This window comes from Methylobacterium sp. WL7 (assembly GCF_008040085.1).
GTDB classification, from domain to species: domain Bacteria; phylum Pseudomonadota; class Alphaproteobacteria; order Rhizobiales; family Beijerinckiaceae; genus Methylobacterium; species Methylobacterium mesophilicum.
In genome coordinates, this window is sequence record NZ_VRVG01000081.1 from 1 (window position 1) to 24,816 (window position 24,816).

Consider the following 24,816-nt stretch of genomic DNA (forward strand, 5'->3'; position numbering starts at 1 on the left):
CCCCGGCCCCGGCCCGCCCGGTGGTGCTGAAGGCCCCGTCCGAGGACGGGGTGATCGGGCCGGAGCTCCAGCTCAACGGCATGTCCGGCACCCTGAAGCTGGAGCGGGCCGGCACCGCCGTCACGGCGCGGATCAAGCTGCCCGGCACCAAGATCTCGCAGCCGGCGGAGTCCTGCACGGTGCCGCTCGCCAACGGCAATCCCATCACCCTGACCTCCGAGGGCAAGCCCGAAGGCGCGCCGCGCTTCGAGGCCGCCGGGGCCGAGTGCCCGCTGCGCTTCGACGTGGTCGAGGGCGGGATCCTGGTCACGTCGCTGGGCCAGGGACCGATCTGCACCTTCTCGAATGCGGATTGCGCGACCACGCCCGTGGGGCTGTGGGGGCCGGCGGGCGCCAGCCTGATCCCCCGGGCCGGGGAGTTCGACACCGGCCGGGGCGTCGCCGACAAGGCGGTACGCGACAATTACAAGCTGATGACCCAGCGTGCCCGGCGCGAGGACGTGCGGCCGATCGTGAGCGAGCAGGCGGCGTTCTCGGCCGACCGGGAGCAGCTCTGCCGCGGCTACGCCCGCGAGGGCACGCACGGCTTCTGCCACCTGCGGGTCACCGAGAACCGGGCCCTGGCGCTCGCCACCCGCCTGGGTGCCAACACGGCGGTTCCGACCGCCGCGGCGGCCCCGCGCCGGTCCCGGCCCAGGCCCGCCGCGGAGCCGGCCGTCGACGGGGTGAACCCGGACACCGCCGGCGAGATGCCGCCGGAATAGCGGTCCGTCAGAGCATCGTCCTGCCCCGAAAGCCGGCGACCACCGTTCGGGACGATGCTTCAGGCCCGCCCGGCGGTCATCGACAGCATGGCCGGGTCGATGCCATTGGCCCGCAGGGCCAATTCGTACTTGGCGTCCAGGTCGGTGTCGAAGATCAGCGCCGGGTCGGCCGGGCAGTTGAGCCAGCCGTTGGCCATGATCTCGCTCTCGAGCTGCCCCGCCTGCCAGCCGGCATAGCCGAGCGCCAGCACGGCGCTGGCCGGGCCCTCGCCGCTCGCGATGGCGCGCAGGATCTCGACCGTGGCGGTCAGGCAGATGCCGTCGTCGATGATCAGCGTCGATTGCTGGATGTGGAAGTCGTCGGTGTGCAGCACGAAGCCGCGCCGGCCCTCCACCGGGCCGCCCATCAGCACCGGCATGTGGCCGACCCGTTCGCGCAGCCGGATCGCGTCCGCCTCCGGGGCGACGTCGAGCTGGACCAGCAGGTCCGGCATGCTGATGTCGGTCGCCGCCTTGTTGACGATGATGCCCATCGCGCCGTCGGCCGAATGGGCGCAGACGTAGATCACCGAGCGGGCGAAGCGCTCGTCGGCCATCCCGGGCATCGCCACGAGGAATTGTCCGTCGAGGAAGCTCGGGCCGGTGAGCGCGGACTGCACGGGCGACGCTGGGTTCGACATGCGCGTATGCTACGCGGCCCCCTCGCCTTGTCCAGCGGACAAAGCGCGCGTCGCCCCGGCCCCACCCGGCTGGAAAGGCGCTGTCGAATCTGCGGGCGGATCGCTATATATCCTCGCCCCCGGGCATTGGCCTTTGCATGGGCCTGATCTGGCCGCGAGAAGGAGGTGTCCCATGGCGGACGCTGCATCCCCGGCTGCCTTCGACATCGAGGCACAGCGCGCCCAGATCCAGCGGGCGCAGGAGGAGACGGGCAAGTTCGTCGCCGAGCAGCGCAAACTGATGGCCGAGGCGGCCAAGCTGGCCACAGAGCAGCTCAAGATGTCGGCCGAGGCGGCCAAGCTCGGCCGCGACCGGGCGCTGGCGCCCTGGCAGGTCGCGCTCTCGGGCATGGCCGCGGGCGCGGCCTTCTTCGGGGCGGGCGCCGCCTTCATCAAGCTGCTCGGAGCGTGACGAGCTCCGCCGCCTCCGTCCTCGACAGGCGCGGGCCGCCACGCTAGGTCAGCCGCGATTGTCCAGCGCGCGATCCGAGCGTGCAGCAACGAGGGACCCGCGATGATTCAGGTCGGCGACCACCTGCCCCAGACGACCTTCCGCGTGACCGGCCCCGAGGGCCCGCTCGCCCGCACCACCGACGACGTGTTCAAGGGCCGCCGCGTGGTGTTGATCGGCGTGCCGGGCGCCTTCACGCCGAGCTGCCACCGCAACCACCTGCCCGGCTTCGTTTCCAAGAAGGACGAGATCACGGCCCGCGGCGTCGACGCCATCGCGGTCACCAGCGTCAACGACGTGTTCGTGATGGACGCGTGGTCGAAGGCCAGCGGCGCCGAGGGCCTGGAATTCCTGGCCGACGGCAATGCCGACTTCGCCAAGGCCATCGGCCTGGAGATGGACGGCACCGGCTTCGGCCTCGGGATCCGCTCCAAGCGCTACTCGATGCTGGTCGAGGACGGCGTGGTGAAGATCCTCAACGTCGAGGAGACCCCCTCGAAGGCCGAGGCATCCGGCGCCGAGGCGCTGCTCAAGGTCCTCTGAGGCCATCGGGGCTCCGCGCCCCGTACCCATCCCGCGTCAGCTCCGGTGCGCTCCGGCGAGGTCGATGTCGTCCAGCGCGTCGTGGTGCAGGAGCAGCACGCCGGTCGCCGCCGCCAGGCGGCGCGCCGCCGGGGTGAAGCCGGCATTCGACACCACCGCGGCCCGGTCGCCCGCCCAGTAGCGCAGGGCGGCGGCCGCCTCCTGCACGGCGGCGTTGCCGACGGGCTTGGCCAGCCGCTTGCACTGCACGATCAGCCGGAGCCCGTCGCGCACCGCCACGATGTCGGCGCCCTGGTCGCCGCTCGGCGGGGTCCGGTGCGCCCGCCAGCCCGCCCGGGCCAGGCGGTCGGCGCAGTAGCGCTCGTAATCGATCCCGTCGCCCGGCGCCTCGTCTTCCTCGGGCAGCGCGATGGCGGCGGCCTCCGCCTCGACGATCGCCAGCATCCGGGCGCGCTCCGACTCGGCGAGGTCGGCAAACCGCGGCCCGATCTGCGGCAGGACGGTGCGGTCGAGGAAGTACGCCCGCTCCCGCAGCCAGCCGTCCTCGATCCGGTTGCCGTAGGCATCGGAAAAGCTCTCCTGCCGCCGCCGCAGCGCCAGGGTCTCGCCATGGGCCCGGGCGATCCGGCGCACCCGCGCCCGGAACCGGCGGGGCCGGCCGAGATGGCGCCCGAGGACCAGCGCGAGGGCCGCCCCCGTGGCCGCGAAGGCCGGCGGTCCGTACCAGAGCCCGAGCGGGCAGCCGAGCACGGCCGTCCAGAACAGGCGGGCGACGGGGTTGGGCTTGCCGGGCATCGGATCTCGGGTCGCGGATGAGCCCGCCGACCCTGGCAAGCGCCCCTTGCCCGATGCTGAATCCCGGCGGGAAAGCTGTGGATGCAGGCCCGCGGGCCTATTCCTTCTGGCCCTTCCGGCGCTGGTGGCCGAGCCCCATGCTCTTGGCGAGGCTCGAGCGCGCGGCGGCGTAGTTCGGCGCCACCATCGGGTAGTCGGGGGCGAGCCCCCACTTCTCCCGGTAGGCTTCGGGCGTCAGGTCGTAGTGGGTGCGCAGGTGCCGCTTGAGCGACTTGAACTTCTTCCCGTCCTCCAGGCACACGAGGTAGTCGGGCTGGATCGAGCGCCGCACCGAGACCGCCGGCCGAAGCTCCTCCACCGGCGGGGCCGGCGGCTGGCTCAGCCCGTGCAGGGTGGCGTGGACCGCGGCGATCAGTCCGGGCAGTTCCGGCACGGGCACCGGATTGTTGCTCACGAAGGCCGACACGATGTCGACGGACAGCGCGAGATAATCCAGGTCCTCTCCGACCGTGGCGTCCATTCCGAAACCTCCCGTCGCTTCGTCTCGGCCGCCATCGTTCGGCGTGTGCCGGCCGGAATCTGTGTCTGCCGAGGCTGATACAGGCCTATAAAGCGGCAGGTACTATGATGTGATCAATATAAGGGCAAGACCAATTTGTAAGTGACCACAACAGCCGACGTGATTGCAGCCTGCATTGTCGAATACTGTACAAAGCCGGCTCGTCCCGTGGCGGCCGGTGCGGGTCACGCGCGGCATCGGTGCATCCGGGCGTTGCACCTGCGGGAGATTGTGCCATCTGGTAGGGCGGCGGGTGCGCCGCGGCGCGCCTTGCAAAGCGCGTCACCCAGGCGAGGGGCCCCCATGCGCGCGCACAGATTCGGGCCGTCGGCGCCGTGAGCACGTACCGCTTCGACAAGCTCCTGGCGCCGCGCTCGGTCGCGCTGGTCGGAGCCGTGGCCCGCGAGGGCTCCCTCGGGCGCAGCGTGCTCGACAGCCTGCGCCGGGCGGGGTTTCCCGGCGCGATCCTGCCGGTCCAGCCGGATCACGAATCCGTGGACGGCCTGCCCTGCGTGAAGCGGGTCGCCGACCTCACCGTGGTGCCGGACCTCGTGCTGATCGCGGTGCCGCCCGCGAGCGTGCCCGAGGTGGTCGCCCAGGCCGCCGCGATCGGCGCCGGGGCGGCCGTGATCCTCACCGCCCGGCTCGGCCGCGGGCCGGACGACCCCGGGCCGGTGGCGCACCGGATCGCCCGCGCGCAGGGCCTGCGCCTGCTCGGCCCCGACAGCGCCGGCCTCGCGGTGCCCGCCGCCAAGCTCGATGCCAGCCTGTTCGCCCACGCCCCGGCGGCGGGGGACCTCGCGCTCGTCTCGCAATCCGGCACGGTGGCGGCGGCCATCGTCGAATGGGCCGCCCGCCACGGGACCGGCTTCTCCGCGGTGCTGTCGCTCGGCAGCGTGCTCGATATCGGGGTCGCCGACTGCCTGGACCATTTCGCCGCCGACTACCGCACCCGGGCGATCCTGCTCTGCCTCGACCGGGTGGCCGATGCCCGGCGGTTCATGTCGGCGGCCCGGGCCGCCGCCCGCGCCAAGCCCGTGGTGGTGCTGCGCGCCGGCCGGCACCGGCCGGACACGCGGGCGGCCGTGACCCATACCGGCGCGCTCGCCCGGCCGGACGCGGTCTACGCCGCGGCCTTCCGCCGGGCCGGCCTGCTCGCCGTGCCGGATCTCGACGCGATGTTCTCGGCGGTCGAGGCCCTGGGACGCCAGCGCCCGTTTCCGGGGGACCGGCTGGCGATCCTCACCAACGGCCGCGGCATCGGGCTGCTCGCCGCCGACCGGCTGACCGACCGCGCGGGCATCCTGGCCGAGATCCCCGCGGCCGAGGACCCGCCGGCCGGCAACCCGATCGACCTCGGCATCGATGCCGGCGGCCCGGCCTTCTCGGCCGCCCTGGCGCCGCTGCTGGCCGACCGGGCCAGCGACGCGGTGCTGGCGATCCACGTCCCCACGGTCCGGTCGGATGCCGGCGCGGTGGCCGGGGCGATCGCCGAGACGGTCACGCGCGCCCGCGCCGGCCAGACCCGCAAGAAGCCGGTCTTCGCGGTGTCGCTGGGCGATGCCGAGGTGGCGCGCGCCGCCTTCGCGGGGGCCGGGATCCCGCATTTCGCCACCGATTCCGAGGCGATCGAGGGGTTTTTGCACCTCGTGCGCTACCGCGAGGCGCAGGACGACCTGATGCGCACGCCGGATTCGCTGCCGCGGGACTTCTCCCCCGACACGGCCCGGGCCCGCTCGATCGTGGCCGCCGCCCTGCGCCAGGGGGCGGCCTGGCTCGACCCGGTCGCCGTGAACGGCCTGCTGGAGGCCTACGGCATCCCCACCGTGCCGATCACCCTCGCCCCCGACCAGGATTCCGCCGCGGCCGCCGCCTGGCCGATCATCGCGGCCGGCGGCACGGTGGCGCTCAAGGTCGTCTCGCCCGACGTGGTGCACAAATCCGACATCGGCGGCGTCCGTCTCGACCTCACCAGCGAGGCCGACGTCCGCGATGCCGCCCGCAGCATCCTGGCGCGCGCCCGGCGGGAGCGACCGGACGCCCGGGTCACCGGCTTCGCAGTGCAGCCGATGGTCCGCCGGGGCCAGCGCCGGGAGCTGATCGCCGGGCTCGCCGAGGACGCGGTGTTCGGGCCCGTGGTCGTGTTCGGCCGGGGCGGCACGGCGGTGGAGGTGATCGACGACCGCGCCCTCGGCCTGCCGCCCCTCGACCTCGCGCTGGCCCGCGACCTGATCGGCCGCACCCGGGTCGCCCGGCGCCTCGAAGGCTACCGCGACGTGCCGGCCGCCGATCTCGGGGCGATCGCCCTGACGCTGGTGAAGCTGTCCCAGCTCGCCGCCGACCTGCCGCAGGTGCGCGAGCTCGACATCAACCCGCTCTTGGCCGACGAGACCGGCGTGCTGGCGCTGGACGCCCGGGTCCGGATCGGGCGCGCGGAGCGGGGATGCCACGGCCGCGGCCACCCGCGCTTCGCGATCCGGCCCTATCCGGCGGAATGGGTCCGCACCCTCAACCTCAAGGACCGCACGATCCGGGTGCGCCCGGTGCGCCCCGAGGACGAGGGCCTGTTCCTGGCCTTCTTCAAGGGCCTCGATCCGGAGGACCTGCGGCTGCGTTTCTTCGGGCCGGTCCGCGAGTTCAGCCACGCGTTCCTCGCCCGGCTGACCCAGCTCGACTACGCCCGGGCCATCGCCTTCGTGGCCACCGAGGTCGATCCGCAGGGCGGCGAGCGCATGCTCGGCGCCGTCCGGCTGCACGCCGACGCCAACCACGAGAGCGGCGAATACGCCATCGCGGTCGGCCGCGACGCGCGCGGCACCGGCCTCGCCTTCGCGCTGATGCGGCTGATGATCGACTGGGCCCGCTCCGAGGGCGTCGGCCGGGTCGAGGGCATGGTGCTCGCCGAGAACCGCCCGATGCTGGCGGTCTGCCGCCGGCTCGGGTTCACGCAAGGGCGGGACCCGGAGGATCCGGGGTTGGTGACCGTGAAGCTGGAGCTTGGGGTGGGTTAGGGGCTCCGGCCCCGGTCGGCATCGTCTATCCGGACTGTACGCTAGCGGACGATCCTGACGCTCAGCCCGAGATCGGCCGGCAGCCGGCTCCAGGCCCGGTCCGTCGTCACGGCAACCGATCGGCGTTGCTTTGCCAGAGCGAGGCAGGCTCGATCGCCCAGCGAGAGTCCGAGAGGGCGCGTCGGCAGTCGCAGGATCCCGGCCATCCGCGCCTGCTCGTCATCGAAGGGTTCGATCGCGAGGCGGAGGACGCCGAGAGCCTGCGTGATCTGCGCTTCCGCTCCACCGGCTTCGGCCAACTTGGCATAGACTTCGGATAGGTTCACCGCACCGATCACGGATTGCGGCAGGACCTCGGCAACCGCCTCGGCACCTGTCTCCGCGCGAAGCAGGCACAGCAGCGCTGAGGCGTCGAGGACGAAGGCCTCACTCACGCTCCGCCTCGGTCCGACGCTCCGCGATCAACTCGTCGGCCAAGTTCCGATCGGCCGGCACGAAGCTGCGGACGATGGCCTGCGCTTCCCGGACTGCAGCGGACAAGGAGCGGATCCGCAGACCGTCCTCGGCCAGTTCGACCATGACGGTGTCGCCGGCTGCGAGCCCGAGTTCCCGCCGGAAATCCGCCGGGATGACGAGCGTCCCGCCAGCCTCGATCTTTGCCAAGTGCGAAGCCATGCCGAATTCCGGATCGCGGCCCGAAACAACGCTCGCTGTCCGCGCCATCGGACGCTGGCCGCGCCGTCCTATGATGCCCGATGAAAGCTAAAAAAGGAAAGTCCTGTGCCGCTATCCCGCGGCGAAGCGGACGTACCGTCGAGACATGGTCCGGTTCAGCCAAGCCCGGATGGCTGGATTGGGATCACCGCGGAGGTTGATGCACGTCCGGATTGCCCCCCTCCGTTGCCGGCTTCGCGATCGTTGCCTTGCTGGCCGCCGGCTTGGCGGCGACGGCCTTCGCCGCAGCGGGCTTGGTCACCGCCGGCTTGGCCACCACCGGCTTCGGCGGCGTTGGCGCCGCGGGCTTCGGCATCACGGCAGGCTGCACGGCACCGGCCGGTGCGATCGCCCCCGTGGCGGCGGGCTCCGGCGCCGGGGGCGGCGTGTCGAGGTTGTAGATGTCGTCGCGAAAATGCGCCGTCCCGTCCGGGGTGGCGTAGCCCGTGAGGTAGACGAACGTCACCGGCACCGGCTTGACCAGCTTGATGTCGCGGCGCTCCCCGTCGGCGATGCCGGTCTCGATCTCGATCGGGCCCCAGCTCGTGCCGGGCCCGTTGGGGCCGTCGGTGCCCTGCAGCAGCCAGCCGACCAGCTCCTTCACCTGCCCGACCCGGACGCAGCCGTGGCTGTGGAAGCGCACGTTGGCGGCGAACAGGGACTTGGCCGGCGTGTCGTGCATGTAGACGGCATAGCGGTTTGGCATGTCGATCCGCACCTGGCCGAGCGAATTGTCGAAGCCGGAATCCTGGCGCAGCGTGTAGGCCGCCGCCTTGTTGCCGGCCCAGTCGATCCGGGTCGGGTCGACCTCGCCGGCGGGGCCGAGGATGCGGATGTGGTTCCGGGCGAGGTAGCCCGGGTTCTTGCGCATCTGCGGGATGATCTCGTTCTTCACCACCGAGGCCGGCACCGTCCAGGTCGGGTTGAAGTTGATGTCGGTGACCCGGGTCTCCACCGTGGGTGTCGCCTTGTCGGGGGAGCCGACCACCGCGACGTAGCGGCGCGCCACCACGCCGTTCTCCACCGCCTCGACGATGGCCGAGGGCACGTTGACCACGACGTAGCGCTCGCCGAACGGGAATTTCGAGCCCATCAGCCGGGCCGCCGAGGCCGCGAGCTGGCGCTGCCGGGTGGCGGCCGGCACGTTCAGGGCGTTGATCGTGAGCCGGCCCAGGATGCCGCTGTCGGGCAGGCCGTGGCGGCCCTGGAACGCCGCGATCGCGGCCACCAGCGGCGGGTCGAGCCGGTCGCTCGGCGGCGCGTCCACGGGCAGGTCGCCGGTGAGCGTCAGGTGGTGGCGCAGCGACGGGATCGCCGGGCTGCGCTCCCCGGGCTTCAGCCGGATCAGGTCGTCGGGCAGCCGCTCCCAGCCGCCGGCCTCCGCGAAGGCGGCGTAGCGGTCGGCCACCTTCAGCGTGTCCAGGAAGGTCCGGGCGGTGAGCGTCGGGGTCGGGTCGGTGGAGACCTTGGCGTAGACCAGCGGCGCCGGCGCGCGCGGTTTTTTCGGCGCGTCCGGGGGCTTCACGTCGGACGTCTTGGCCTCGATCGGCCGGCCCTCGGGAGTCTTCGCGTCGGCCTTCACTTCGGCCTTCTCGACTTGGGCCCTCTCGACTTGGGCCTTCTCGACTTGGGCCTTGGGCTCCGGAGCCTTCACGGGTTCCGGGGCCGGCGGCACGGCGACCGGGACGGCGAGCGGCGGGGCCGCCGGCGCCGCGGGTGCGGCCGGGGCGCCCTGCGCCAGCGCGGCCACGGGGCCGCCGAGCAGCGCCAGAACCGAGAGGCCGGTGCCGAGGCGAGCGGGAAGGCGGAAACGGGTCGGGACCATACGCAACACTCCCGACGGCGCCCGGGACGGCGCGGTCGGGCGGGATGATGGGGCGGTACGGTTACCAATCTCCTCCGGTGAATCGCCCCCGCGGCGGGGCCCGTTCACCATCCATCGAGGGGGATCGCCTCCGGACCCGGGGGCGGATATCGATTCGCGCGGAAAAGGCGCACCCTGCCGGGCCGTGCCGTGAAGGACGATCAGCCGCCGCCATGCCGGAGTCCGGATCCCAGCGCCCCGGGGAGCGCCTGAGCACGATGCCCTACCTGCCCCAGCTCGACGGGGTGCGCGCGCTCGCGATCCTGATCGTGTTCGCGGCCCATTGCGGCTACAGCCACGTGGTGCCGGGGGGTTTTGGCGTCACGGTGTTCTTCTTCCTCAGCGGCTACCTGATCACGACGCTGCTGCGGATCGAGCGCGGGCGCACCGGCACGGTGTCGCTGTCGGCCTTCTACCTGCGGCGCAGCCTGCGCATCCTGCCGCCGCTCTACCTGACCCTGGCCGCCGCCGGGGCGCTCTACGCGGCGGGACTGCTCGACTGGATGCGGGTCGAGCCGGCGGCCGTGCTCGGCCAGGTGCTGTTCCTGACCAACTATCCCGGCCTGTTCGGCACCGAGGCGGTGCTGCCGGTGCCGCTCTGGAGCCTCGCCATCGAGGAGCATTTTTACCTGGTCTTCCCCTTGGCCTACGCCCTGTGGCTGGGCCGCCTGCGACCGCGCCGGGCGGCGCTGGCCTCCCTGGGGCTCTGCGCGGCGGTGCTGGCGATCCGCTGCGTCAACGTCTGGCGGCTGCCCGATTACAGCCTGAACTATTCCTGGACCCACACCCGCATCGACGCGATCCTGTTCGGCTGCTGCCTCGGCCTGTGGAACAACCCGGTGATCCCGGGCGACCGCGCCTGGCGGCCCCGGGCCTGGCACGTCGCCGCGAGCCTCGGGGTGATCCTGCTGACCCTGGCCGTGCGCGATCCCGCCTTCCGCGAGACCCTGCGCTACACACTCCAGAGCGCGGCGCTGTTCGTGCCGTTCGCCTACCTGCTGCACGGCGAGGGCCGGGCGGTGCGGCTGCTCGCGGCCCGGCCGATGCGCCAGCTCGGCCTCTGGTCCTACAGTTTTTATCTCGCCCACATGGCCGTGGTGGCGGCGGTGCTGCACCAGGCGCCCGGCCTGCACGGGCTGACGCTGATGCTGGCGGCCTTCCCGCTGACGCTACTCTGGTGCTGGGGGATGTACGGGCTGGTCGAGCGCACCTGCGCGCGGCTGCGCCGCCGGCTGCTGGCGGACCGGCCGCCGGAGCCCGTTCTCGGTGTCGCGGGGCGCTCACACGATCCCATACGGAGCGCGACGCAGCCCCCTCTCCCGAGCGGGAGAGGGGTGGGGTGAGGGGACAGGTCTATCCGGAGACGTCGCATCCCTCACCCTGTCCCTCTCCCGCACGGGAGAGGGGACCCGAGCCTCGTCCGGCGCCGCCAGGTAACTCCGCTGGCTCCTGACGACAGACAAGGTCGCACCGGCATCACCCCCGCCTGAGTTTTTCCCGCGCGGCGGCATGGTCCGGGGCGGCCTGGAAGCTGGCCAGCATCGCGTGCCAGAGCGGCTTGCGCCGGAACTGCGCGTCGAGGGGCAGCGCCCGCTGGGGCAGGCCGTCCGGCCGCTTGCGGTTGGGGTGGTCGTTCAGCCACGTGTCGGGGTCGTAGATGTCCCAGGTGAGCACGTCGAGCAGGGCGGGCTCGGCCAGGACCACGTCGAGGTAGCGGCGGGCGAAGTCGGCCACCCTGCCGTCGCGGGTCGCCACGTCGGACGGGAAGGCCCGGTCGTCGATGTCGAGTTCGGTGACCGCGATCCCCAGCCCCATCTGGCCGATCTCGTGCAGGAAGCGGCGCAGCTGGCCCTGGTCGATCGGGACCGTGCTGGTCAGGTGCGATTGCAGGCCGAACCGCCGGATCGGCACGCCGCGCGCGCGCATCGCCTCGAGCTGGCGCAGCACCTTGGTGCGCTTGGCCCCCATCCAGGGCGCGGCCTGCTCGACCGCGTCCTCGTTCCAGGTGCCGGCCGCCGCCGGGTCGGTCTCGTGCAGGATCCGGAAGGCGCGGTCCACGTAGCCGGGCCCCATCGCGGCGAGCCAGGGGGACTCGCGCAGGCCCCCGCCCCGGTCGGGGTCGCCCTCGTTGCCCAGGATCTCGTTGACCACGTCCCAGGCGACGATCTGCCCCCGGTAATGGCCGGCCACGGTCTCGATCCAGCGCCGCATGAAGTCCTCGGCCTGGACGGGGCTCGCCCGGCCGAGCAGCGGCGCGACCCACGGGGGCAGGGCCGCGTGCCAGACCAGGGTGTGCCCGCGCATCCGCTGGCCGTTGGCCCGCGCGAAGCGCAGGATCGCGTCGCCGCGGGCGAAATCGGTGCGCCCGGGGGCGGGCAGCACCTCCTCCATCTTCATCTCGGTGCCGCAGACCAGGATACCGCATTCCCGCGCCACCGCCTGCCGGTAGGCTGGGGTCGAGTCGAAGCGGTGGAACGGCACCTCGCAGCCGTAGAGCAGCCCCTTGGCGGCGGCGGCGGCCTGGAGGCTGTCGGCCGACCAGGACGGCTTGCCGAGGGGGCCGAACCCGGACGGCGCAGCCCCCGCCGCCGTGGCGAGGCCGGCGCAGGCCGCCCCGGCGAGGAGCGCGCGGCGGCTCGGCAGGCCGGGGGGTGGGGTCATGCCGGGTTCTCGCTTCGAGGGATACGTCACCCCGTCATTCCGGGGCGCCGCAGGCGAGCCCGGAATCCAGAACCGCCGACGGAGCAAGATCTTGCTCGGCTTGAGGTTCTGGATTCCGGGCTCCGCTTCGCGGCCCCGGAATGACACGGTGGGTGAGCGTGCGCCGCGGGAGTTATCAACTTCCGGAGGAATAACATCTCCTCATGCGATCGCCCTAGTCGGCAAGGGCGCTGGCAGCGGACCGATCGCACCGGTTCCAACTCGCCTTCGGCCCCGACGCGCCCCATCTTCGGGGCGCCATCCAGCCGAGGACCGAACCATGAGCCAGCATCCCGCCATCAGCCCAGGCCGCAGCGCGGTCGTCACCGGGGCGGCGAGCGGCATCGGGCTCGCGGCGGCCAAAGCCTTCGCGCGGGCCGGCATGAACGTCTGGCTCGCCGACCTGCCCGGCCCGGCCCTCGAGGAGGCCCACCGCGCCGTGGCCGAACTGGCCGCCGTCGAGGTCCGGGCTTTGCCCACCGACGTCTCGGACCGGGAGGCCGTGGAGGCCCTGGCGGCCCATGTCGCCAAGGCCGGGCCCCCGGCCGTGGTGATGCTGAACGCCGGGATCGAGGCCGGTGGCAAGCTCTTCTCCGACGCCGGGACCTGGACCCGGATCCTAGGCACCAACCTCGGGGGCGTGGTCAACGGCATCCACGCCTTCGCGCCCGGCATGATCGCGGGCGGCCAGCCCGGCGCGGTGATCGTCACCGGCTCGAAGCAGGGCATCACCACGCCGCCCGGCAACGCGCCCTACAACGTCTCGAAGGCGGCCGTGAAGGCGGCCACCGAGGCCCTGGCCCACGAACTGCGCAGCCGCGAGGGCTGCCGGACCACCGCGCACCTGCTGATCCCGGGCTTCGTCTATACCGGCCTGACCAAGGCCCGCGGCGTCGCCGAGAAACCACCCGGCGCCTGGACGCCGGATGAGACCGTCGCCTTCATGCTGGACCGGCTGGAGGCGGGCGATTTCTACATCCTCTGCCCCGACAACGAGACCACCCGGGCGCAGGACGAGAAGCGCATCGCCTGGGCGGCCGGCGACATCATCGAGAACCGGCCCGCTTTGTCGCGCTGGCACCCGGATTTTTCGGAGGCGTTCAAGCGGTTCATGGCGGAGTGAGCCGCTCCGTCATTGCGAGCGGAGCGGAGCGACCCGGGGCTTCGCGACGCGGGGAGTTGTGGAGCGAGGACGGCGTGGGCCGAGGGATCCGGGCGAGCACCTCCGGCTTTCGTGTGCCGTCCGGACCTGAACAACGCCTGAGGGACGAAGTCACGTCTCCGTCAACTTATGAGCGCCACACCTGGGGTACGGCCGGTCGCGGCATCGCGGCCGGCGAGGCACAGGAGGACATCGATGTTCACCAAGACCGCACGCCTACGCCTGGCGGCCGCCGCCGTGGCGCTCGGGGGGATCGCCCTCGGAGCCCCCGCGATGGCCGCGCCGCTCGGCCTCGACACCGGCCTGCACCAGGGCGCCGGCGACATCGTGGATGTCCAATACGGCTACGGGTACGGCCATCGCCACGGCTTCGGCCCGCGTCACGGCTTCGGACCGGGCTTCCGGGGCCACCATCATCACGGCTGGGGGCGCGGCCACCATCGCGGCTGGGGTCATCATGGCGGCTACGGCCATCACCGCCACGGCGGCTGGGGCCACCGTCACGGCCACGGCCGCTGGTAAGGCCGGCGGGGCCGGAGCCTATCCGGCCCCGACACGCTCGATGATCGCCGGGCGGCCGGGGGGCGCCGCGCCGATCCGGTAGGCCGCCCGCAGGGCCGCCTCGGCCCGGTCGGCGGCGGCCTCGTCGGCCGCGTGGACGATCCCGATCTGACCGGCCGCGTCGCCGGGACCCGCGAGGTCGGTGAAGCCGACCCGCGGGTCGATCGCGTCCTCGGGCCGGGTCCGTCCGCCGCCGAGCCCGATCACCGCCAGCCCGATCGCCCGGGTGTCGATCCCGGCGACCACGCCGTCCTGACGGACCGGCCGCCGCACCGGCGCGGCCGGCAGGTATCGCGCCGGGTCCTCCAGGAGATCGCCCGGGCCGCCGAGGGCCGCGACCATCTCGGAAAAGATCTCGGCCGCCCGGCCGGAGGCCAGCGCCGCCTCCAGGCGCCCGGCCGCCGCGTCCCGGTCCGGCGCGAGGCCGCCGACCGCCAGCATCTCCGCCCCGAGCGCCAGGGTGACCGCGTGGAAGCGCGGCTCGCGGCGCGCCCCCGTCAGGTAGTCGATCGCGTAGGCGACCTCGACGGCGTTGCCGGCGGCGCTGGCGAGCGGCGCGTCCATGTCGGTGATCAGCGCGGCGGTGCGCAGGCCTGCGCCCTCGGCCACCGTGACGATGCTCTCGGCCAGGGCCCGGGCTTCGTCCAAGCCCGCCATGAAGGCGCCGGAGCCCTGCTTGACGTCCATCACCAGCCCGTCGAGCCCGGCGGCGAGCTTCTTCGACAGGATCGACGCTGTGATCAGGTCGAGGGATTCCACCGTGCCGGTGACGTCGCGGATCGCGTAGAGGCGCCGGTCGGCCGGGGCCAGCTCGGCGGTCTGGCCGATGATCGCGCAGCCGACCCGGCCGACCACCCGGCGGAAGGTGTCGAGCCCCGGTGTGGCGTCGTAGCCCGGGATGCTGGCGAGCTTGTCCAGCGTCCCGCCGGTATGGCCGAGGCCGCGGCCCGAGATCATCGGCACGTAGCCGCCGCAGGCCGCCACCATCGGGGCGAGGGCCAGGCTCACCGTGTCGCCGATGCCGCCGGTGGAGTGCTTGTCGAGCACCGGGCCCGGCAGGTCCCATGTCAGCACCGCGCCGGATCCGGCCATCGCCCGGGTCAGCGCCACCCGCTCGGGCAGCGCCAGTCCGCGGAAGAACACCGCCATGGCGAAGGCCGCCGCCTGCCCCTCCCCGACCGCGCCGTCGGTGAGGCCCCGGACGAAGCCTGCGATCTCCTCCGGATCGAGGACCAGGCCGTCGCGCTTGGCCCGGATGGTTTCCTGCGGCAGGCGCATGGGTCTCACGAGTCCCGCGCCTGGATCAGCGCCCCGAACAGGCTGCTCGCCCCGAGCCTGAAGGTCTTCGGGCTCACCCAGTCCGGCCCCATGATCCGGTCGGCGAGCGCCAGGTAGGCGCCCGCATCGGCGACGCTGCGCAGGCCGCCTGAAATCTTCAGGCCCGCCGCCCGGCCGCCCTCCCGGCCGCCGGCTCGAATCTCGGCCAGCATCGCCTCGGCGGCCTCCGGAGTCGCCGAAATCGGGCTCTTGCCCGTGGAGGTCTTGAGGAAGTCGGCCCCCGCCTCCAGCGCCAGCCGCCCGGCGCGCCGGATGACGTCGGGATCGGCGAGTTCGCCGGTCTCGAGGATCACCTTCAGCACGGCGGCCCCGCAGGTGTCGCGCACCGCCTCGACCATGTCGCGGGCGGTGGCGGCGTCGCCGCGCAGGATCGCGCGATAGGGCAGGACCAGGTCGATCTCGTCGGCGCCGTCGCGCAGGGCCTCTGCGGTGTCGTCGGTCGCCCGGGCGCAATCCTCGCCGCCGGCCGGGAAGTTGATCACCGTGGCGACCCGGATGCCGCTGCCCTCGAGCGCCCGCGCGCCCTGCGCCACGAAATGCGGCCAGACGCAGATCGCCGCGACGCCGCCCGCGCGCGCATCCCGGCAGAGCGCGTCGATCTTCGTCTCGGTGCAGGTCTCGGTCAGGTCCGTGAGGTCGAGGAGCGGCAGCGCCCGGCGGGCGACCGCACCGGCATCCGGGTCATCCATGGTCGGTCTCCTGGGCCGGCAGGCCTGCGGCGAAGGCCCGGACCAGGCGGCCGAGATCGGCGGCGGCCCGGGCCGCCACCGCCTTGGTCTCGGCGTGATGGGGCGCGCCCCCGGCGATCCCGGCGGCGAGGTTGGTCACCACCGACACGGCCGCCACCGGCAGGCCGAGGAAGCGGGCGAGGATCACTTCGGGCACGGTGGACATGCCCACGAGGTCGGCTCCGAGGATGCCGGCCATCCGGACCTCGGCCGGGGTCTCGAAGCTCGGGCCGGAGAACCACGCGTAGACGCCCTCACCGAGGGGCACGCCGCAGGCCCCCGCCGCGGCCCGGAGGCGCGCGCGCAGGTCCGGATCGTAGGCGTCGGTCATCGGCACGAAGCGGGCGTCGCTCGCCTCGCCGATGAGCGGGTTCAGGCCCGACAGGTTGATGTGGTCGGCGAGCAGGACCAGGCTGCCCGGGCCGGTCTCCGGCCGCAGGGACCCGGAGGCGTTGGTCAGCAGCAGGCGCCGCGCCCCGAGGCCGGCGGCGCAGGCGAGCGGAACCCGCATCGCCGCCGCCTCGCCCCGCTCGTAGGCATGGGCCCGGCCCTCGAACACCAGCACCGGCCGCCCGGCGAGGCGCCCGCGATGCAGCCGGCCGCCATGGCCGCTGACGCCGGCCCCGGGGAAACCCGGGATCGCCGCGTAATCCAGCGCGTGCGCGTCCGCCAGCTCGGCCGCGATCCCGCCGAGCCCGGTGCCGGTGACGATCGCGCAGGCGTAGCCGCCGCCGAAGCCGGCGGCCCGGAGGGTGGCGAGGGCGGCGGCGTCAGTCACCCAGCGTCTCCGGCCCGAACGATTCGGGCAGCAACTCCGCCAGCGTGAAGGTTTTCGCGACGCGCTCCGGCCCGGCGGCGTGGATCGGCGTGTCCGGTCCGGCGAATTCGCGGATGCGCTGGCGGCAGGCGCCGCAGGGCGTCACCAGGCCCGCGCCGTCGCCGCAGACCAGGATCGCGGTGATGCGCCGGCCGCCGCCCGCGATCATTGCGGCGATCGCCCCGGCCTCCGCGCAGGTCCCGACCGGGTAGGCCGCGTTCTCGACGTTGCAGCCGGCATGGATCGCGCCGCGCTCGTCGCGCAGCGCCGCCCCGACCCGGAACCGGGAATAGGGCGCGTGCGCCCGCGCGCGCACCGCCCGGGCGGCCTCGAACAGGGCTGTCAGCCCCTCATCCCGTTGCGCTGAATCGGCGGCCTGCATGGCCGATCTTTGGCACCCGGCGGGGCGGCCTGTCGAGGGGCGGAGCAATGGCAGAGGGCATAGTGCGGTGCCAACGAGAGCAGCTGTTTTCAGTGTGCGGGCTACTCGGATGCGTTGAAAATCCGGATCCCTTATTCCGGGGCGCCGAAGGCGAGCCCGGAACGCCGGGGGCCCACACGTTCCGTTCGCAGCCGCATCCATACCATGGCCGCAGAAGCCGCAAGTCCCCTCTCCCGTGCGGGAGAGGGTTGGGGTGAGGGATGCGCCCTATCCGGACAAACCTGTCCCCTCACCCTGTCCCTCTCCCGCACGGGAGAGGGGACCCGCGCGTCATCCTGTGCCCAAGTGTCCCGGCCCGAAGTGTGAATCCGGCAGCCCGTGCGGGAGAGGGTGCGCGGAGCGACCTGTAACAGCGCTTGCGCCTCAAACCTGTGCAGGGCCGTCGTTGGGAATGACGTGGCGAATGTTCGGCCGTCCCCGAAAATCCCTCAGCGCGTCGCCGCGCCCGCCCCCAGCATCCCGGCGGCCTGGCGCAGGACCGCGTCGTCCTGCGGGCCGCTCAGCGCGTAGGCGGTGTCGCCGGCATTCCAGGACAGGAGCGTGCCGTCGTCGGAGCCGGTGAGCGCCGCCGGGCCGCCGCGCAGGCCGCGGGTGGCGAACAGCGAGGCCTCGCCCATCGAACCGGCCTCGAAGGCGATCTCGATGCCCGTGCCGTGGCGGCCGGGGAAGACCTGGATGTCGCGCACCTGCCAGCCCGCCGGGAGCGGCGGCAGATCGATGCCGGTGACCGATTGGAGGCGGGCCCGGTCGTAGACCGGGTGCTCGCCCTGGCTGGAGATGCTCTTGCGCAGCTGCGCCACGGCGCGGGCCTGGCGGGCGTCGGCGATCAGGGCCGGATCGGGGGTCGCGGCCAGGGTGTCGGGCACGCCGAACCGGCCGATCTCGTCGTGGGCGAGCCAGCCCGCGCCGACCAGGACCACGATTGCGGCGGCGCGCTTGAGCCGCGCGCCGACCCGGCGCCAGCGCTGGTTGCGGTCGAAGCGGCGGGCCAGGACGAGGGTGCGGTCGGGCCCCGGCCCGGGCATGCGCTCGAAGGCGGCCCGGAGGGCGTCGCGGTCGTGCAGGTCGGCCATCACCTGGGCGGCGGCCCCGGGATGGGCGGCCAGGTGCGCCTCGACGTCGAGACGGCGCATCGGGTCGATCTGCCCGTCGACGAAAGCGATGAGGTCGTCGTCTGTTATCGGATCCATCATCGGTGAAGTCCTCGGTTCCAGCGTGCCGCCGGGGCGGATCCGCCGGTCGTCATCGTCTCTGTTCCGGCCCTGCGCGGCCGGTCCGGGTCGAATGCCTCAGGCATCTCCGGCGGCGCGCTTTATCGGCGGCCGGTCCCGGGTCTGGTCGGAGGCGACGAGGCGCAGGCCCGGGAAGGTGCCGCGCCGGACATCCGGCCGGTTCGTTTCGGGCTCGGCCTCGGTCGTGCCCCGGGCGCCGTCCTCGAAGGCGCGCAACGCCGCCCGGCCGCGGCCGAGGCGGGACATCAGCGTGCCGATCGGGATCCCCAGCACCGCGGCGGCGTCGGCGTAGGCCATGCCCTCCAGGGTCACGAGGTGCAGGGCGGCGCGCTGCTCCTCCGGCAGGGTCAGGAAGGCCTGCCGGATCTGGGCGAGGCGGACCCGGCCCTCCTGGGCGGGGGGCGCCATGTCCTCGCTCATCCGCACGAGTGCGTCGGCGTGCCGCGCCTCGACCTGGCGGCGGCGCTGCTCGTCGATGAAGGCGTTGTGCAGCACCGTCATCATCCAGGTGCGCAGGTTGGTGTTGGGGCGCAGGGACCCTTGCATCTCCAGGGCGCGCACCAGGGTATCGTGCACGAGGTCGTCCGCCCGCAGCGCGTCGCGGGTCAGCGAACGGGCGTAGCGCCGCAGGGGCACCAGCAGGTCGACGATGTCCGGATGCTTGAGCTTGTCTGACGCCATAGGGTGTGAACGCGGGGGCCCGGGCGTTTAATCCCGGGCGCCGTTCAGGCCTGATCGAGGGTGGCGGCGATGCCCGAGACGAGGCGCGGGTCGGTGGGCTCCACCTGGGTGGCGAAGGCGGCGGCCAAGGAGCCGTCCCGGGCGATCAGGTACTTGTGGAAGTTCCAGCGCGGGGTCTCGCCCGGCCGCTCCGCCGCCGCCCATTGGTAGAACGGGTGGGCGCCCGGCATCTTCACCCGGGTCTTGGCGGTCAGCGGGAAGGTCACGCCGTGATTCTTCCGCGCGGCCTCCGCGATGGCCGGCCCGTCGAGCGGCTCCTGGTTGCCGAAATCCGGCGACGGCACGCCGATCACCGTGAGGCCCCGGTCGCCGAAGCGGGTCCACAGGGTCTGGAGCCCGGCGAGCTGGCCGGCATAGCCGCAGGCCGTGGCGGTGTTGACCACCAGGATCGGCCGCCCGGCATAGGCCGAGAGCGGCATGGCGCCGCCCTCCGGATGCTCGAAGGCGAAGTCGCCCGCCCGCCCGGACGGCGCGGCCCGGGCGGCGCCGGCAAACCCGGCGCCCAGCAGGATCAGGGCCTCGCGGCGCAACATCGTCATGGCGGCCTCGCACGGTCACGGGCACTCGCACGCCCACACGGAACCTAGCGCGCGTCGGGCAGATCCCAACAACCGGGATCCCAAAGGGCCTGCGGCCCTTTGGCGGGGTTCCGGGGCGCGCAGCCCCGCGCTTCGCTTACGCCGCTCGCACCGTGTCGAGGAAGCGATGGACCTCCGCGTCGAGACGCTCGGCCTGGACCGAGAGTTCGGAGGCCGAGCCGAGCACCTGCACGGCGGCGGCTCCGGCGCCCTCGGCGGCGCTGGCGACCCCGGCGATGTTGGCCGTGACCTCGCCCGCCCCGGTCGCGGCCTGGCCGACGTTCCGGACGATCTCCTGGGTCGCCGAGCCCTGCTCCTCGATCGCGGCGGCGATTCCGGTGGACAGCCCGCTCATCTCGGTGATGCGGCCGACGATGATCCCGATCGCGTCCACCGTCTCCCCGGTCCAGGACTGGATCTCGCCGATCTGCCGGGCGATCTCGCCGGTGGCCTTGGCGGTCTGGCCGGCCAGCTCCTTCACCTCCGTGGCGACCACCGCGAAGCCGCGGCCCGCCTCGCCGGCCCGGGCGGCCTCGATCGTGGCGTTGAGCGCCAGCAGGTTGGTCTGGCCGGCGATGCCGCTGATCAGGTCGACCACGGCGCCGATCTTCACCGCCCCGTCGCGCAGGTTGCGCACGAGGTCGGCGGATTTCCCGGCCTCCAGCACGGCGGCGTCGGCGAGGTCGGCCGAGGCCTGCACCTGCCGGCCGATCTCGTTGACGGAGACGCCGAGTTCCTCGGCCGCCGCCGCCACGGTGTTGACGTTGGAGGCGGCCTGCTCGGCCGCCGTCGCCACATGGGTCGACTGGCTGGCGGTCTCGGCCGCCGCGGCGCTCATGGTCTCGGCGGTGGCTTTCAGGCTCGCCGCGGCGGTGGCGACGGCGCGGATGATGCCGCCGACGGCGCCCTCGAAGCTGGCGGCCAGATCGCGCATCGCCGTCTTGCGCTGCGCCTCCTGGCCGATCCGGGCCTCAGCGGCCTCCGCCTCCAGGACCTTCGTCCGGGCGAGCCCGTCCCGGAACACCTGCACGGCGCCGGCCATGGCGCCGATCTCGTCGCGGCGCCCGACGCCGGGGATCTCCACGGAGAGGTCGTCGGCGGCGAGCCGGGTCATGGCCTGGGTCATCCGGTTGATCGGCTTGCCGATGCCGTGATGCAGGAGCAGGGACCCGATCAGGGCGGTGACCACCACGGCGCCGAGGCCGATCAGGTTGGCCATCCGCGCCGCCGAGACGGCCGCCGCCGAGGCGGCGCTCCGGTCCTTCAGCAGATCCTGCTCGACCTGCGCGATCTCGGCCGCCTTGGCGCGCACGGCATCCATCGCCGCCTTGCCGACGCCCGAGCCTTCGAGCCGGCGCGCGTCCTCCCGGGTCGCCGGGTCCTTCATCAGGGCGAGTTCGCGGTCCGCCACCGCGTCGCTCCAGCGCTCGGCCAGGGCCTTCAGCTCCAGGAGGCGCCGGGGCTGCGTGGGATTGTTGGCGGTGAGCTTGCGCGCCGCGTCCCAGGACGCCGCGAAGGCCTTCCGCCCGGCCTGCTCGGGCTCGAGGAAGAGCGGCTCGGCGGAGATCAGGTACCCCCGCAGGGCAGTCTCCCGGTCGATCATCGCGACCACCATCCGGTCGACCTCGGCCAGCACCTCGTGGGTGTGGACGGTCCAGGCCTCGGTGTCCTCGATCAACACGATATTGCGGAGCGAGACCGCCGAGGCGCCGGCGGTGATCGCCAGCATCAGGGCCATGACCAGCGCGATCTTCACGCCGGTCCTGAGATCGATCAGACGAAAACCCATGGCCCGTCCTTCGGGGAAGAATCACCGGGCCCGATCGGCCCGCGGTCGACGTGCCGGGATACAACAACTCCGTGAAATATCTCTTACGTCGCGGCTTTTTTGATTAAAAAGCGATACTTAGCCAGTTAATACACCCTCCAGATTGAAATATATTCAGTCACATCGCGTCCAATCATCTTAATATGACTTCGCACAGAGCCGGGGGCAATACGGGTATTGAGCCATGCCCTCCGCGATCGACCAGTCTTGCCGCGGCTATTGATACGCGTCCCGCAGGTTCAGGGTGCAGGCGTGGCCGATGGTCCCGTAGGTCTCGGAGAGCCAGGTCCGGGCGGCGCCGCGGCCCTTGTCGCGCAGGCGCTTGAACACGGTCCAGCGGGCGTCGAGCTTGGAGGCGGCGTTGTAATCCTCCAGCGCGTCGGTCCCGTCGATCCGGTGCACCAGGACCCGCTGGTAGCCGCCCTGGCCCAGGGTGCCGTCCTCGATCAGGCCGTCGAGGAAGTCGATCGCCCGCAATTCCCGCATCAGGTTGGCGTTGAAGGTGATCTCGTTGAGCCGGTCGCGGATCTCGTTCTCCGTGCGTGGGGTCTCGCGCCGCTCGACCGGGTTGATCTGGACCAGCACGATGTCCCGGGTCCGGGCGCCCCGGTGCAGCGGGTAGAGCGGCGGGTTGCCGAGGTAGCCGCCGTCCCAATAGGGCACGCCGTCGATCTCAACCGCCTGGAACACCGTCGGCAGGCAGGCCGAGGCCATCAGGTGATCGACGGTCAGGCGCTCGCGCTCGAACACCGCGAGCTTGCCGGTCCAGACATTGGTGGCCGAGACGAACAGGCCGGCGGTCTCGGACTCCCGCAGGCGCTCGAAGTCCACCTGCGCGGCCAGCGCCTTGCGCAGCGGGTTGATGTTGAGCGGATTCGACACGTAGGGGCTGGGCGAGAGCATCTTGGACCAGAACTCGGCCACCGGGTTGCCCTTCCACAGGCTGAACAGCCCGCTGACGAAGTTGCGCTGGGCCGGGCCGAGGTCGCCGTCGAGGCTGACCTCGCGCCAGAACCGCTCGAGCCCCTCCCGGGCGCCGTCCGGGCCGCCCTTCAGCCAGCCGTCGACCATCACGACGGCGTTCATCGCCCCGGCGCTCGCCCCGGTCAGCGCCTCGAAGGCCAGGCGGCCGTCCTCGATCAGGGCATCGAGCACGCCCCAGGTGAAGGCGCCGTGCGCGCCCCCGCCCTGCAGGGCGAGGGCGACCGGCTTCTCGGCCCGGGGCCCCGCCAGGATCCGGTGCGGCGGGTGGGCGGGCGTGGGCTCGATCCCGTCCGAGACAGGGATTCCGGACGAAGGGTCGGGCAAGGTTTCCGGCAAGATTTCCGGCAAGATTTCCGGAACGACGGTCACCGGGTTGTGCGGCTCACCGCCGTGGGGATGCTTGCGCATGTCGGCCTCCAATCAGGGCTCCCTACATGGGATGGTGCACTGCAACATCAACCATGCCGGGGGCTGGCGGCGCGGTGACGGGCGGCGCGCGGCGCGCGATTCCGGCAACAGGGGCGGACGAAAACCGGTGTCGGCCGCGCGGCAAACTCGACATCCGCATCCGGATACGACATGACAACCGCGATGCTGTCATGCGTGGCGTCTGCTTGACGCCGCGCGGCGTCGTCCGCAGCTAACCGCGGTCGGCCCGCAGCCCCGAAGCTCCGGCGAGGCGCGCGCCGCGAGATGCCCGGCCAGCCCGTTTCAGGGCTCCGGCGCTCCGCACAGTGCGCGCCCGCGAAGGTCCACGATGGAAGTCATGGAAGCCATCCGCTCCGAAAATCCCGCCGCGACCGCCCTGACCAGCGGGGGTCCGGAGATCGCCGGCCCCGCGCCGCGCCACCGCACGGTGGGCGTCACGGTCGGCGAGGGCGAAGGCGCGGTCACGGTCGGCGGCGGCGCCCCGATCGTCGTGCAGTCGATGACCAACACCGACACCGCCGACATCGACGGCACGGTGGCGCAGGTCGCCCAGCTCGCCCGGGTCGGCTCGGAGCTGGTCCGCATCACCGTCGACCGGGACGAGGCGGCGGCCGCGGTGCCGAAGATCCGCGAGCGGCTCGACCGGATCGGCGTCCACGTGCCGCTGATCGGCGACTTCCACTATATCGGCCACAAGCTCCTGGCCGACCATCCGGCCTGCGCCGAGGCCCTGGCGAAGTACCGGATCAACCCCGGCAACGTCGGGTTCAAGGACAAGAAGGACACCCAGTTCTCCTCGATCATCGAGCAGGCGATCAAGTACGGCAAGACCGTCCGGATCGGCGCCAACTGGGGCTCGCTCGACGGCGAGCTGCTCACCCACCTGATGGACGAGAACGCCAAGCTGCCGCGGCCGATCGATGCCCGCGCGGTGATGCGCGAGGCGATGGTGCGCTCGGCGATCGGCTCGGCCGACCGGGCGGTGGAACTCGGCCTGCCGCAGAACAAGATCATCCTGTCGGCCAAGGTCTCGGCGGTGCAGGACCTGATCGCGGTCTACCGCGAGGTGGCGCGCCGCTCGGATTACGCGATCCACCTGGGCCTCACCGAGGCCGGCATGGGCTCCAAGGGCCTGGTCGCGGCCTCGGCGGCGATCGGCGTGCTGCTCCAGGAGGGAATCGGCGACACGATCCGCTACTCGCTGACCCCGGAGCCCGGCGGCGACCGGAGCGTGGAGGTCAAGGCGAGCCAGGAATTGCTGCAGACCATGGGCTTCCGCACCTTCGTGCCGATGGTCGCGGCCTGCCCGGGCTGCGGCCGCACCACCTCGACCACCTTCCAGGAGCTGGCCCGGGACATCCAGAACTGGATCGTCACCTCCATGCCGGAATGGAAGAAGACCTATCCGGGGGTCGAGGGCCTGAACGTCGCCGTGATGGGCTGCATCGTCAACGGCCCGGGCGAATCGAAGCACGCCGATATCGGCATCTCCCTGCCGGGCACCGGCGAGACCCCGACCGCCCCGGTGTTCATCGACGGCAAGAAGGCGATGACGCTGCGCGGCGCCACGCTCGCCAAGGATTTCGAGACCGTCGTGATCGAGTACATCGAGCGCCGCTTCGGCCAGCAGGGCGGCGGCACGCGCACCGCGGCCGAATAGCCGGACGCAGGTCGCGCAGGACGGCAGGATTAACCGCCGTGCCATTCCGGGGCGCCGCAGGCGAGCCCGGAACCCAGAGCCGCCGACAGCGCAAGATTTTGAACTATCGGCGGTTATGGATCCCGGGCTCCGCTTCGCGGCCCCGGGATGACAAGGCGGGTGATTAGAAGTTCAGAGAACTCTTGAGTCCCAAGAG

Annotated in this window: 24 protein-coding genes; 8 read left to right on the top strand and 16 right to left on the bottom strand. The window is 72.6% G+C overall.

Translation table 11 applies throughout. The features are described 5' to 3' along the window. Positions 1–764 (top strand): hypothetical protein (locus tag FV233_RS19000; RefSeq protein WP_147898423.1); only part of this gene is annotated, 764 nt, incomplete at its 5' end. A 59-nt stretch (positions 765–823) separates the two neighbouring features. On the opposite strand, the gene FV233_RS19005 is transcribed toward FV233_RS19000, so the two are convergent. Next, entirely contained in the window at positions 824–1,444 is a 621-nt protein-coding gene (locus FV233_RS19005) for a YqgE/AlgH family protein (protein WP_147898424.1), read from the bottom strand. A 172-nt stretch (positions 1,445–1,616) separates the two neighbouring features. Between FV233_RS19005 and FV233_RS19010 the strand changes: the two genes are divergently transcribed. After that, positions 1,617–1,895, top strand: a complete 279-nt coding sequence (locus FV233_RS19010) for a hypothetical protein (RefSeq protein ID WP_147857511.1) — start codon at positions 1,617–1,619, stop codon at positions 1,893–1,895. A gap of 102 nt (positions 1,896–1,997) precedes the next feature. Continuing rightward, a complete protein-coding gene (locus FV233_RS19015; protein ID WP_147857512.1) occupies positions 1,998–2,477 on the top strand; it encodes a peroxiredoxin in 480 nt (159 codons plus the stop codon). A 36-nt stretch (positions 2,478–2,513) separates the two neighbouring features. On the opposite strand, the gene FV233_RS19020 is transcribed toward FV233_RS19015, so the two are convergent. Next, positions 2,514–3,272, bottom strand: coding sequence for a restriction endonuclease (locus FV233_RS19020; RefSeq protein ID WP_147898425.1), 759 nt, complete (start codon positions 3,270–3,272; stop codon positions 2,514–2,516). Positions 3,273–3,369: 97 nt separating this feature from the next. Beyond that, the gene (locus tag FV233_RS19025; protein WP_147898426.1) at positions 3,370–3,792 is read right to left on the bottom strand and encodes a MucR family transcriptional regulator; all 423 of its coding nucleotides are present in this window, start codon (positions 3,790–3,792) and stop codon (positions 3,370–3,372) included. Positions 3,793–4,166: 374 nt separating this feature from the next. Between FV233_RS19025 and FV233_RS19030 the strand changes: the two genes are divergently transcribed. Next, positions 4,167–6,842 carry a bifunctional acetate--CoA ligase family protein/GNAT family N-acetyltransferase gene (locus FV233_RS19030; protein WP_147898427.1) on the top strand — a complete coding sequence of 892 codons (2,676 nt, stop codon included), beginning with the start codon at positions 4,167–4,169 and terminating at the stop codon, positions 6,840–6,842. A 41-nt stretch (positions 6,843–6,883) separates the two neighbouring features. Here the strand turns inward: FV233_RS19030 and FV233_RS19035 are convergent, their stop codons facing one another. From FV233_RS19035 to FV233_RS19045, 3 genes are all read right to left on the bottom strand, one after another. After that, positions 6,884–7,276 carry a type II toxin-antitoxin system VapC family toxin gene (locus tag FV233_RS19035; RefSeq protein WP_147857475.1) on the bottom strand — a complete coding sequence of 131 codons (393 nt, stop codon included), beginning with the start codon at positions 7,274–7,276 and terminating at the stop codon, positions 6,884–6,886. Beyond that, the gene (locus FV233_RS19040) at positions 7,269–7,517 is read right to left on the bottom strand and encodes an AbrB/MazE/SpoVT family DNA-binding domain-containing protein (protein WP_147898428.1); all 249 of its coding nucleotides are present in this window, start codon (positions 7,515–7,517) and stop codon (positions 7,269–7,271) included. Before FV233_RS19040 ends, FV233_RS19035 begins: the two co-directional genes overlap by 8 nt. A gap of 184 nt (positions 7,518–7,701) precedes the next feature. Further along, positions 7,702–9,381, bottom strand: a complete 1,680-nt coding sequence (locus tag FV233_RS19045) for a L,D-transpeptidase family protein (protein WP_147898429.1) — start codon at positions 9,379–9,381, stop codon at positions 7,702–7,704. Positions 9,382–9,638: 257 nt separating this feature from the next. Between FV233_RS19045 and FV233_RS19050 the strand changes: the two genes are divergently transcribed. Then, positions 9,639–10,763: an acyltransferase gene (locus FV233_RS19050; RefSeq protein ID WP_246690031.1), complete on the top strand. Its 1,125-nt coding sequence runs from the start codon at positions 9,639–9,641 to the stop codon at positions 10,761–10,763. A 133-nt stretch (positions 10,764–10,896) separates the two neighbouring features. Here FV233_RS19050 and FV233_RS19055 read toward each other — a convergent pair whose 3' ends face one another. Further along, positions 10,897–12,081, bottom strand: a complete 1,185-nt coding sequence (locus tag FV233_RS19055; protein ID WP_147898431.1) for an endo-1,4-beta-xylanase — start codon at positions 12,079–12,081, stop codon at positions 10,897–10,899. Between the two features lie 319 nt (positions 12,082–12,400). On the opposite strand from FV233_RS19055, the gene FV233_RS19060 reads away from it, so the two are divergent. After that, positions 12,401–13,243 carry an SDR family NAD(P)-dependent oxidoreductase gene (locus FV233_RS19060; protein ID WP_147898432.1) on the top strand — a complete coding sequence of 281 codons (843 nt, stop codon included), beginning with the start codon at positions 12,401–12,403 and terminating at the stop codon, positions 13,241–13,243. Positions 13,244–13,477: 234 nt separating this feature from the next. Then, positions 13,478–13,804 (top strand): hypothetical protein, encoded by a 327-nt coding sequence (locus tag FV233_RS19065; RefSeq protein WP_147898433.1) that lies wholly within the window; start codon positions 13,478–13,480, stop codon positions 13,802–13,804. Between the two features lie 18 nt (positions 13,805–13,822). Here the strand turns inward: FV233_RS19065 and deoA are convergent, their stop codons facing one another. The 9 genes from deoA to FV233_RS19110 all read right to left on the bottom strand — a co-directional run bounded on the left by deoA (position 13,823) and on the right by FV233_RS19110 (position 22,939). Beyond that, positions 13,823–15,121, bottom strand: a complete 1,299-nt coding sequence (gene deoA / locus FV233_RS19070; protein ID WP_147898434.1) for a thymidine phosphorylase — start codon at positions 15,119–15,121, stop codon at positions 13,823–13,825. Between the two features lie 5 nt (positions 15,122–15,126). Continuing rightward, positions 15,127–15,870, bottom strand: a complete 744-nt coding sequence (deoC, locus tag FV233_RS19075; protein ID WP_147898435.1) for a deoxyribose-phosphate aldolase — start codon at positions 15,868–15,870, stop codon at positions 15,127–15,129. Continuing rightward, a complete protein-coding gene (locus tag FV233_RS19080; RefSeq protein WP_147898436.1) occupies positions 15,863–16,687 on the bottom strand; it encodes a purine-nucleoside phosphorylase in 825 nt (274 codons plus the stop codon). The genes deoC and FV233_RS19080 overlap by 8 nt, the downstream gene beginning before the upstream one ends. Next, positions 16,680–17,108: a cytidine deaminase gene (locus FV233_RS19085; RefSeq protein WP_147898437.1), complete on the bottom strand. Its 429-nt coding sequence runs from the start codon at positions 17,106–17,108 to the stop codon at positions 16,680–16,682. Before FV233_RS19085 ends, FV233_RS19080 begins: the two co-directional genes overlap by 8 nt. Positions 17,109–17,596: 488 nt before the next feature. Then, positions 17,597–18,361: an anti-sigma factor gene (locus tag FV233_RS19090; RefSeq protein ID WP_147898438.1), complete on the bottom strand. Its 765-nt coding sequence runs from the start codon at positions 18,359–18,361 to the stop codon at positions 17,597–17,599. A 96-nt stretch (positions 18,362–18,457) separates the two neighbouring features. Beyond that, positions 18,458–19,081 (bottom strand): sigma-70 family RNA polymerase sigma factor, encoded by a 624-nt coding sequence (locus tag FV233_RS19095; RefSeq protein ID WP_147857704.1) that lies wholly within the window; start codon positions 19,079–19,081, stop codon positions 18,458–18,460. Between the two features lie 44 nt (positions 19,082–19,125). Next, positions 19,126–19,680: a glutathione peroxidase gene (locus FV233_RS19100; RefSeq protein WP_147898439.1), complete on the bottom strand. Its 555-nt coding sequence runs from the start codon at positions 19,678–19,680 to the stop codon at positions 19,126–19,128. Positions 19,681–19,816: 136 nt separating this feature from the next. Continuing rightward, positions 19,817–21,508 carry a CHASE3 domain-containing protein gene (locus FV233_RS19105; protein WP_147898440.1) on the bottom strand — a complete coding sequence of 564 codons (1,692 nt, stop codon included), beginning with the start codon at positions 21,506–21,508 and terminating at the stop codon, positions 19,817–19,819. A 255-nt stretch (positions 21,509–21,763) separates the two neighbouring features. Continuing rightward, positions 21,764–22,939 carry a patatin-like phospholipase family protein gene (locus tag FV233_RS19110; protein ID WP_147898441.1) on the bottom strand — a complete coding sequence of 392 codons (1,176 nt, stop codon included), beginning with the start codon at positions 22,937–22,939 and terminating at the stop codon, positions 21,764–21,766. A gap of 349 nt (positions 22,940–23,288) precedes the next feature. Between FV233_RS19110 and ispG the strand changes: the two genes are divergently transcribed. Next, entirely contained in the window at positions 23,289–24,620 is a 1,332-nt protein-coding gene (gene ispG, locus FV233_RS19115) for a flavodoxin-dependent (E)-4-hydroxy-3-methylbut-2-enyl-diphosphate synthase (RefSeq protein ID WP_147856138.1), read from the top strand. The last annotated feature ends 196 nt before the right edge of the window (positions 24,621–24,816 follow it).

What these genes read in the sequence shown, in the direction of transcription:
- FV233_RS19100 (WP_147898439.1), bottom strand. Translation starts at nt 19,680, where the DNA reads ATGACGATGTTGCGCCGCGAGGCCCTGATCCTGCTGGGCGCCGGGTTT.
- FV233_RS19065 (WP_147898433.1), top strand. Translation starts at nt 13,478, where the DNA reads ATGTTCACCAAGACCGCACGCCTACGCCTGGCGGCCGCCGCCGTGGCG.
- deoA (WP_147898434.1), bottom strand. Translation starts at nt 15,121, where the DNA reads ATGCGCCTGCCGCAGGAAACCATCCGGGCCAAGCGCGACGGCCTGGTC.
- FV233_RS19105 (WP_147898440.1), bottom strand. Translation starts at nt 21,508, where the DNA reads ATGGGTTTTCGTCTGATCGATCTCAGGACCGGCGTGAAGATCGCGCTG.
- FV233_RS19010 (WP_147857511.1), top strand. Translation starts at nt 1,617, where the DNA reads ATGGCGGACGCTGCATCCCCGGCTGCCTTCGACATCGAGGCACAGCGC.
- FV233_RS19095 (WP_147857704.1), bottom strand. Translation starts at nt 19,081, where the DNA reads ATGGCGTCAGACAAGCTCAAGCATCCGGACATCGTCGACCTGCTGGTG.
- deoC (WP_147898435.1), bottom strand. Translation starts at nt 15,870, where the DNA reads ATGGATGACCCGGATGCCGGTGCGGTCGCCCGCCGGGCGCTGCCGCTC.
- FV233_RS19060 (WP_147898432.1), top strand. Translation starts at nt 12,401, where the DNA reads ATGAGCCAGCATCCCGCCATCAGCCCAGGCCGCAGCGCGGTCGTCACC.
- FV233_RS19020 (WP_147898425.1), bottom strand. Translation starts at nt 3,272, where the DNA reads ATGCCCGGCAAGCCCAACCCCGTCGCCCGCCTGTTCTGGACGGCCGTG.
- FV233_RS19110 (WP_147898441.1), bottom strand. Translation starts at nt 22,939, where the DNA reads ATGCGCAAGCATCCCCACGGCGGTGAGCCGCACAACCCGGTGACCGTC.
- FV233_RS19005 (WP_147898424.1), bottom strand. Translation starts at nt 1,444, where the DNA reads ATGTCGAACCCAGCGTCGCCCGTGCAGTCCGCGCTCACCGGCCCGAGC.
- ispG (WP_147856138.1), top strand. Translation starts at nt 23,289, where the DNA reads ATGGAAGTCATGGAAGCCATCCGCTCCGAAAATCCCGCCGCGACCGCC.
- FV233_RS19090 (WP_147898438.1), bottom strand. Translation starts at nt 18,361, where the DNA reads ATGATGGATCCGATAACAGACGACGACCTCATCGCTTTCGTCGACGGG.
- FV233_RS19085 (WP_147898437.1), bottom strand. Translation starts at nt 17,108, where the DNA reads ATGCAGGCCGCCGATTCAGCGCAACGGGATGAGGGGCTGACAGCCCTG.
- FV233_RS19055 (WP_147898431.1), bottom strand. Translation starts at nt 12,081, where the DNA reads ATGACCCCACCCCCCGGCCTGCCGAGCCGCCGCGCGCTCCTCGCCGGG.
- FV233_RS19045 (WP_147898429.1), bottom strand. Translation starts at nt 9,381, where the DNA reads ATGGTCCCGACCCGTTTCCGCCTTCCCGCTCGCCTCGGCACCGGCCTC.
- FV233_RS19040 (WP_147898428.1), bottom strand. Translation starts at nt 7,517, where the DNA reads ATGGCTTCGCACTTGGCAAAGATCGAGGCTGGCGGGACGCTCGTCATC.
- FV233_RS19015 (WP_147857512.1), top strand. Translation starts at nt 1,998, where the DNA reads ATGATTCAGGTCGGCGACCACCTGCCCCAGACGACCTTCCGCGTGACC.
- FV233_RS19025 (WP_147898426.1), bottom strand. Translation starts at nt 3,792, where the DNA reads ATGGACGCCACGGTCGGAGAGGACCTGGATTATCTCGCGCTGTCCGTC.
- FV233_RS19050 (WP_246690031.1), top strand. Translation starts at nt 9,639, where the DNA reads ATGCCCTACCTGCCCCAGCTCGACGGGGTGCGCGCGCTCGCGATCCTG.